Annotated in this window: 4 protein-coding genes and 1 pseudogene; 4 read left to right on the forward strand and 1 reads right to left on the reverse strand. The window is 68.4% G+C overall.

The genetic code is table 11. The features are described 5' to 3' along the window. The first annotated feature begins 161 nt into the window (after positions 1-161). From ABJK26_RS05270 to ABJK26_RS05285, 4 genes and pseudogenes are all read left to right on the forward strand, one after another. Positions 162-902 carry an ABC transporter ATP-binding protein gene (locus tag ABJK26_RS05270; protein WP_347241216.1) on the forward strand — a complete coding sequence of 247 codons (741 nt, stop codon included), beginning with the start codon at positions 162-164 and terminating at the stop codon, positions 900-902. After that, on the forward strand, positions 895-1701 hold the full coding sequence (locus ABJK26_RS05275) for a metal ABC transporter permease (protein ID WP_347241217.1): 807 nt from the start codon (positions 895-897) through the stop codon (positions 1699-1701). Before ABJK26_RS05270 ends, ABJK26_RS05275 begins: the two co-directional genes overlap by 8 nt. 15 nt (positions 1702-1716) lie before the next feature. Beyond that, entirely contained in the window at positions 1717-2160 is a 444-nt protein-coding gene (locus ABJK26_RS05280; RefSeq protein ID WP_347241218.1) for an RrF2 family transcriptional regulator, read from the forward strand. 56 nt (positions 2161-2216) lie between these two features. Then, positions 2217-3274, forward strand: a pseudogene (locus ABJK26_RS05285) (cysteine desulfurase family protein). On the opposite strand, the gene ABJK26_RS05290 reads toward ABJK26_RS05285, so the two are convergent. Then, positions 3271-4950, reverse strand: coding sequence for a long-chain fatty acid--CoA ligase (locus ABJK26_RS05290; RefSeq protein WP_347241220.1), 1680 nt, complete (start codon positions 4948-4950; stop codon positions 3271-3273). The pseudogene ABJK26_RS05285 and the gene ABJK26_RS05290 overlap by 4 nt on opposite strands. Positions 4951-4976 lie beyond the last annotated feature (26 nt).

Consider the following 4976-nt stretch of genomic DNA (forward strand, 5'->3'; position numbering starts at 1 on the left):
TCTAAGTGCCCGCACCTTGGCTTTGCTACATGGGATACCCGAGCTTGGGCTGTGGGAAAGCTCTTTTGGGGCCCCCACCGCGGCTTTTGCCGCAGTGGGGTACTTAACCCGCCCGGGCGGTTCCCTTGACGGCTTAGTGAGAATGCGTCATCATTCGTAGTATGATCGCCCTGGAGATCCGCCGCCTTTCCGTGCGCTTTGGGGAGTTCCAGGCCCTGGAGGAGGTCCAGCTCTCCGTTCCCGAAGGGGCCTTCGTGGCCATCGTGGGGCCTAACGGGGCGGGGAAGAGCACCCTCTTGAAGGCGGTGCTGGGCCTGGTGCCCTACCGGGGGGAGGTCCTCGTCTTCGGCCGTCCTGCGGGCCAGGCCGACCCTCTTTGGTTCGGCTACGTGCCCCAGATCAAGACCTTTGACCGCTCCTTCCCCGCCCTGGCCCTGGAGCTCGTGGCCACGGGGCTATGGCGGCGCTGGCCCTTCCGCCTGGGGGCGAGGGAGCGGGAAAGGGCCACGGCGGCCCTGGAGCGGGTGGGGGCTTTGGAGCTCGCTCACCGTCCCCTGGGGCGGCTTTCCGGGGGGCAGCTCCAGCGGGTCTACCTGGCCCGGGCCCTGATCCGCAGGCCCCGGCTTCTCCTCCTGGACGAGCCCGCCACCGGGGTGGACCGGGTGGGGGAGGAGGACCTCTACCGCTACCTCGAGGCCTACCAGAGGGAATCCGGGGCCACAGTCCTCATGATCACCCACGACTGGGAGGCGGCCCACCACGCCAGCCACGTCCTGGTCCTGAACCGCCGGGTGGTGGGCTTCGGCCCTCCCGAGCGGGCCCTTTCCGAGGAGTGCCTGCGCCAGGCCTTCGGCCACGTGGGCCACGCCCACGGCCTCTTCGTGGAGGGCGGCCGTGCTTGAGGCCCTGGCCTACCCTTTCTTCCAGCGCGCCCTCTTCGCCGGGCTCCTTGTGGCCCTCCTTTCGGGCTTCCTCTCCCCCTTCGTGGTGCAAAGGCGCCTCTCCTTCCTGGGGGACGGCTTGGCCCACGCCGCTTTCGCCGGGGTGGCCCTGGGGCTTTTCCTAAGGGGGGAGCCCCTCTGGCTTGCCCTGCCCTTCACCGTCCTCGTGGCCCTGGCCATCACCTGGGTCAAGGAGCGCACCGAGCTTTCCGAAGACACGGCCATCGGGGTCTTCTTCGCCCTTTCCGTGGCCCTGGGGGCCGTCTTCCTCGCCAAGGCCAAGGGGTACGTGGGGGACGCCATGGGGTACCTCTTCGGCTCCCTCCTCGCCGTGGGGCCCGCCGACCTCCTGGCGGTGGGCTTTATGGTCCTCCTGGCCCTTTTCCTCCTGCCCCTATGGGGGCCTCTGGCCTACGCCACCTTTGACCGGGAGCTGGCCCTGGCCGACCGGGTGCCCGTGGCGCTCCACGACTACCTCCTTTCGGCGTTCTTGGCGGTGAGCCTGGTGCTTTCGGTGAAGGTGGTGGGGATCCTCCTGGTAGCGGCCTTTTTGGTCATCCCCGGGGCGGCGGCTAGGCTCATGGCCCGCACCTTTGCCCAGATGACCCTTCTCTCCCTCCTCCTGGCCCTCCTTTCCACCCTGGGGGGGCTTTTCCTCTCCCTCCTCCTGGACTGGCCCAGCGGGGCCAGCGTGGTCCTCTTCCAGGCCTTTCTCTTCGGCCTCGCCCTGGTAAAAGCCGGATTTTCGGGCGGGAAATAGGGGTATAATGGGGCCATGTGGGTTTCCACGAAGGCCCAGTACGGGCTTCGCGCCCTGGTGGAGATCGGCCTCCGCGCTCCCGAGGCCGTCCCCCTGAAGGAGGTGGCCGAGGCCCAAGGCATCAGCCAGCACTACCTGGAGCAGATCGCCGCCCAGCTCCGCCGCGCTGGGTTCGTCCGCTCCGTGCGGGGGGCCAGGGGGGGGTACCGCCTGGCCCGCCCTCCCGAGCGGGTGACCGCCCTGGAGGTGGTGGAGGCCCTGGAGGGAAGCCTGGCCCCGGTTTCCTGCATAGAGGACCCCGAGTCCTGCGCCAAGGTGGGGCAGTGCTCCACGGAACTCCTCTGGAAGCGGGTGGACCTGGCGGTGCGCCAGGTCCTGGGCGGTACCACCCTCCGGGACCTCATTGAGGAGCGGAGGCTTCTTGAGGCCAAGCGCCTCATTCAGCTGGAGGCCAGTTGAAGGTCTACCTGGACTATGCCGCCACCACGCCCTTAGACCCCGAGGTGCGGGAGGCCATGCGGGAGGTGGAGGGGATCTTCGGCAACCCCGCGAGCATCCACCGCTTCGGCCAGGAGGCCCGGAAGGTCCTGGAGGAGGCCCGGGAAAAGGTGGCCGCCCTCCTCGGGGCTGGGCCTCGGGAGGTGGTCTTCACCGCCTCGGGCTCCGAGGCCGACGCCCTGGCCCTCCTGGGGGTGGCCCTGGCCCGGGGCCGGGGCCACCTGGTGAGCACCGAGGTGGAGCACTCCGCCGTCCTTGGGGCCTCGAGGCTTCTGGAGAGGCTAGGCTTTTCCGTGACCCGCCTCCAGCCCGACCGCCACGGCCTTATATACCCGGAACAGGTGCGGGAGGCCCTGCGGGAGGACACCTTCTTGGTGAGCGTCATGGCCGCCAACAACGAGCTCGGCACCCTCTACCCGGTGCGGGAGATCGCGGAGGTGGCCCACGCCCACGGGGTCCTCTTCCACACGGACGCCGTGCAGGCGGTGGGCCAGGTGCCCTTCCGCATGGACCAGGTGGGGGCCGACCTGGTCTCCTTGAGCGCCCACAAGTTCTACGGGCCCAAGGGGGTGGGGGCCCTCCTGGTGCGCCAGGGGGTGGAGCTTTTCCCCCTGGTGCCGGGCAAGCAGGAGGGGGGGAGGCGGGGGGGCACCCAGAGCCCCGTCCTGGCCCACGGACTGGCGGTGGCCCTGGAGAAGGCCTTGCGGCTCCTCCCCGAGGAGGTCCCCAGGCTCCTCGCCCTAAGGAGGCGCCTCGAGGCCGGCCTCCTCGCCGTGGAGGGGGTGGAGCTCAACGGCCACCCCGAAAGAAGGCTTCCCAAGCTGGTGAACGTCACGGTGAAGGGGGCCGACGGGGAGGCCCTGCTCCTCACCATGGACCTCCTGGGGGTGGCGGTTTCCTCGGGGTCGGCTTGCTCGGCGGGGAGCCTCGAGCCCTCCCACGTCCTCCTCGCCATCGGCCGCTCCCCCAAGGAGGCCCGGGCTTCCCTTCGCTTCTCCTGGGCCGCTTCACCACGGAGGAGGAGGTGGACCGGGCGGTGGAGGCCTTCCGGGAGGCGGTGGCCCGGGCCCGCTAAGCGCCCCGCCGGGTGAACTCCTCCCGAAGCTCCCGCCTCAAAATCTTCCCCACCCCGGACTTGGGGAGGCTTTCGCGGAACTCCAGGATGCGGGGGACCTTGTAGGCGGCGAGGTTTTGGCGGCAGAAGGCTTCAATGTCCTTCTCGCTCACCTTCCCCCGGTACTCGGGCTTGAGGACCAGGAAGGCGGCCACGGTCTCGCCCCGGTAGGGGTCGGGGACGCCCACCACGGCGGCTTCCTGGACGGCCTCGTGCTGGTAGAGGACCTCCTCCACCTCCCGGGGGTAGATGTTGTAGCCCCCGGCGATGATCAGGTCCTTCTTGCGGTCCACGATGTAGAAGTAGCCCTCCTCGTCCATGCGGGCCAGGTCCCCGGTGAAGAGCCACCCCTCCTTTAGGGTTCGCTCCGTTTCCTCGGGGCGGTTCCAGTAGCCCTTCATGACGTTGGGGCCCTTGACGATGAGCTCCCCCACCTCGCCGATGGGGACCTCCTTGCCCTCCTCGTCCACCACCTTGGCGTCCACGCTGGGGAGGGGCAGGCCGATGGAGCCCTTTTTGGCCTTTCCCAGGACGGGGTTGCAGTGGGTGACGGGGCTTGCCTCGGAGAGCCCGTAGCCCTCAATGAGCCTCGCCCCGGTGATCTCCTCAAAGCGCTTGGCCACCTCCACGGGGAGGGGCGCGGCCCCCGAGATGCAGATGCGGATGCTCTTCACGTCCCGCTTCTCTATGCCGGGGAAGTGGTTGAAGGCCACGTAGAGGGTGGGCACCCCGGGGAAGTGGGTGACCCGGTGCTTCTCTATGGCCTCCACGATGGCCTTGATCTCCGGCCTCGGGAGGAGCACGAGCTTGTAGCCGGCGTAGAGGCCGTAGTTCATGGCCACGGTCATGCCGTAGACGTGGAAGAAGGGCAGGGCCCCGAGCATCACCCCCTTGCCCACGAGGTCCTTGGAGGTGGGGTCCCAGGCGTCGATCTGCAGGACGTTGACCACGAGGTTTTTGTGGGTGAGCACGGCCCCCTTGGCGAGGCCCGTGGTGCCCCCGGTGTACTGGAGGAGGGCCGGGGCCTCGGGGTCTATGGGGTGGGGCTCGGCGGGAGGGCGCTTGAGGAGCTCGGTGAAGGCGTGGAACCCCTTCCGCTTGGGGAAGCCCAGGGGAAGTTTGTCCCTTTTCGCCTTCAGGGGGTAGAGGAGGTTCTTGGGGAAGGGGAGGAAGTCCTTGATCCCCGCGACCACCACCCGCTTCACCGGGACCTCCTTCTCCACCTCCAGGAAGCGGGGGAGGAGGTGGTCCAGGATCACCAAGGTCTCCGCCCCCGCGTCCAGAAGCTGGTGGCGGAGTTCCCTTGGGGTATAAAGGGGGTTGACGTTCACCCCCACGCCCCCGGCGAGGAGGGTGCCGTAGAAGGCGATGACGAACTGGGGGGTGTTGGGGAGCATGATGGCCACCCGGTCCCCAGGGCGCACCCCCAGGTCCTCGAGCCCCTTTGCGAAGCGGCGGACCAGGGTCCATAGCTCCCGATAGCTCAGATACTTTCCTAAAAACTCCAAGGCTGTCCTCTCGGGGAAGCGGCGGGCGCTTTCCTCCAGAAAGCGCCAAAGGGGGATGGGAGGCACCTCCACTTCGGTGGGGACACCGGGGTCGTAATGGGCCAGCCAGGGTTTCGCGCTTACCTGCATTCTCCCCCTCCTTGCCCTCTAAGTTA

This window comes from Thermus sp. (assembly GCF_039793865.1).
Lineage (GTDB): Bacteria > Deinococcota > Deinococci > Deinococcales > Thermaceae > Thermus.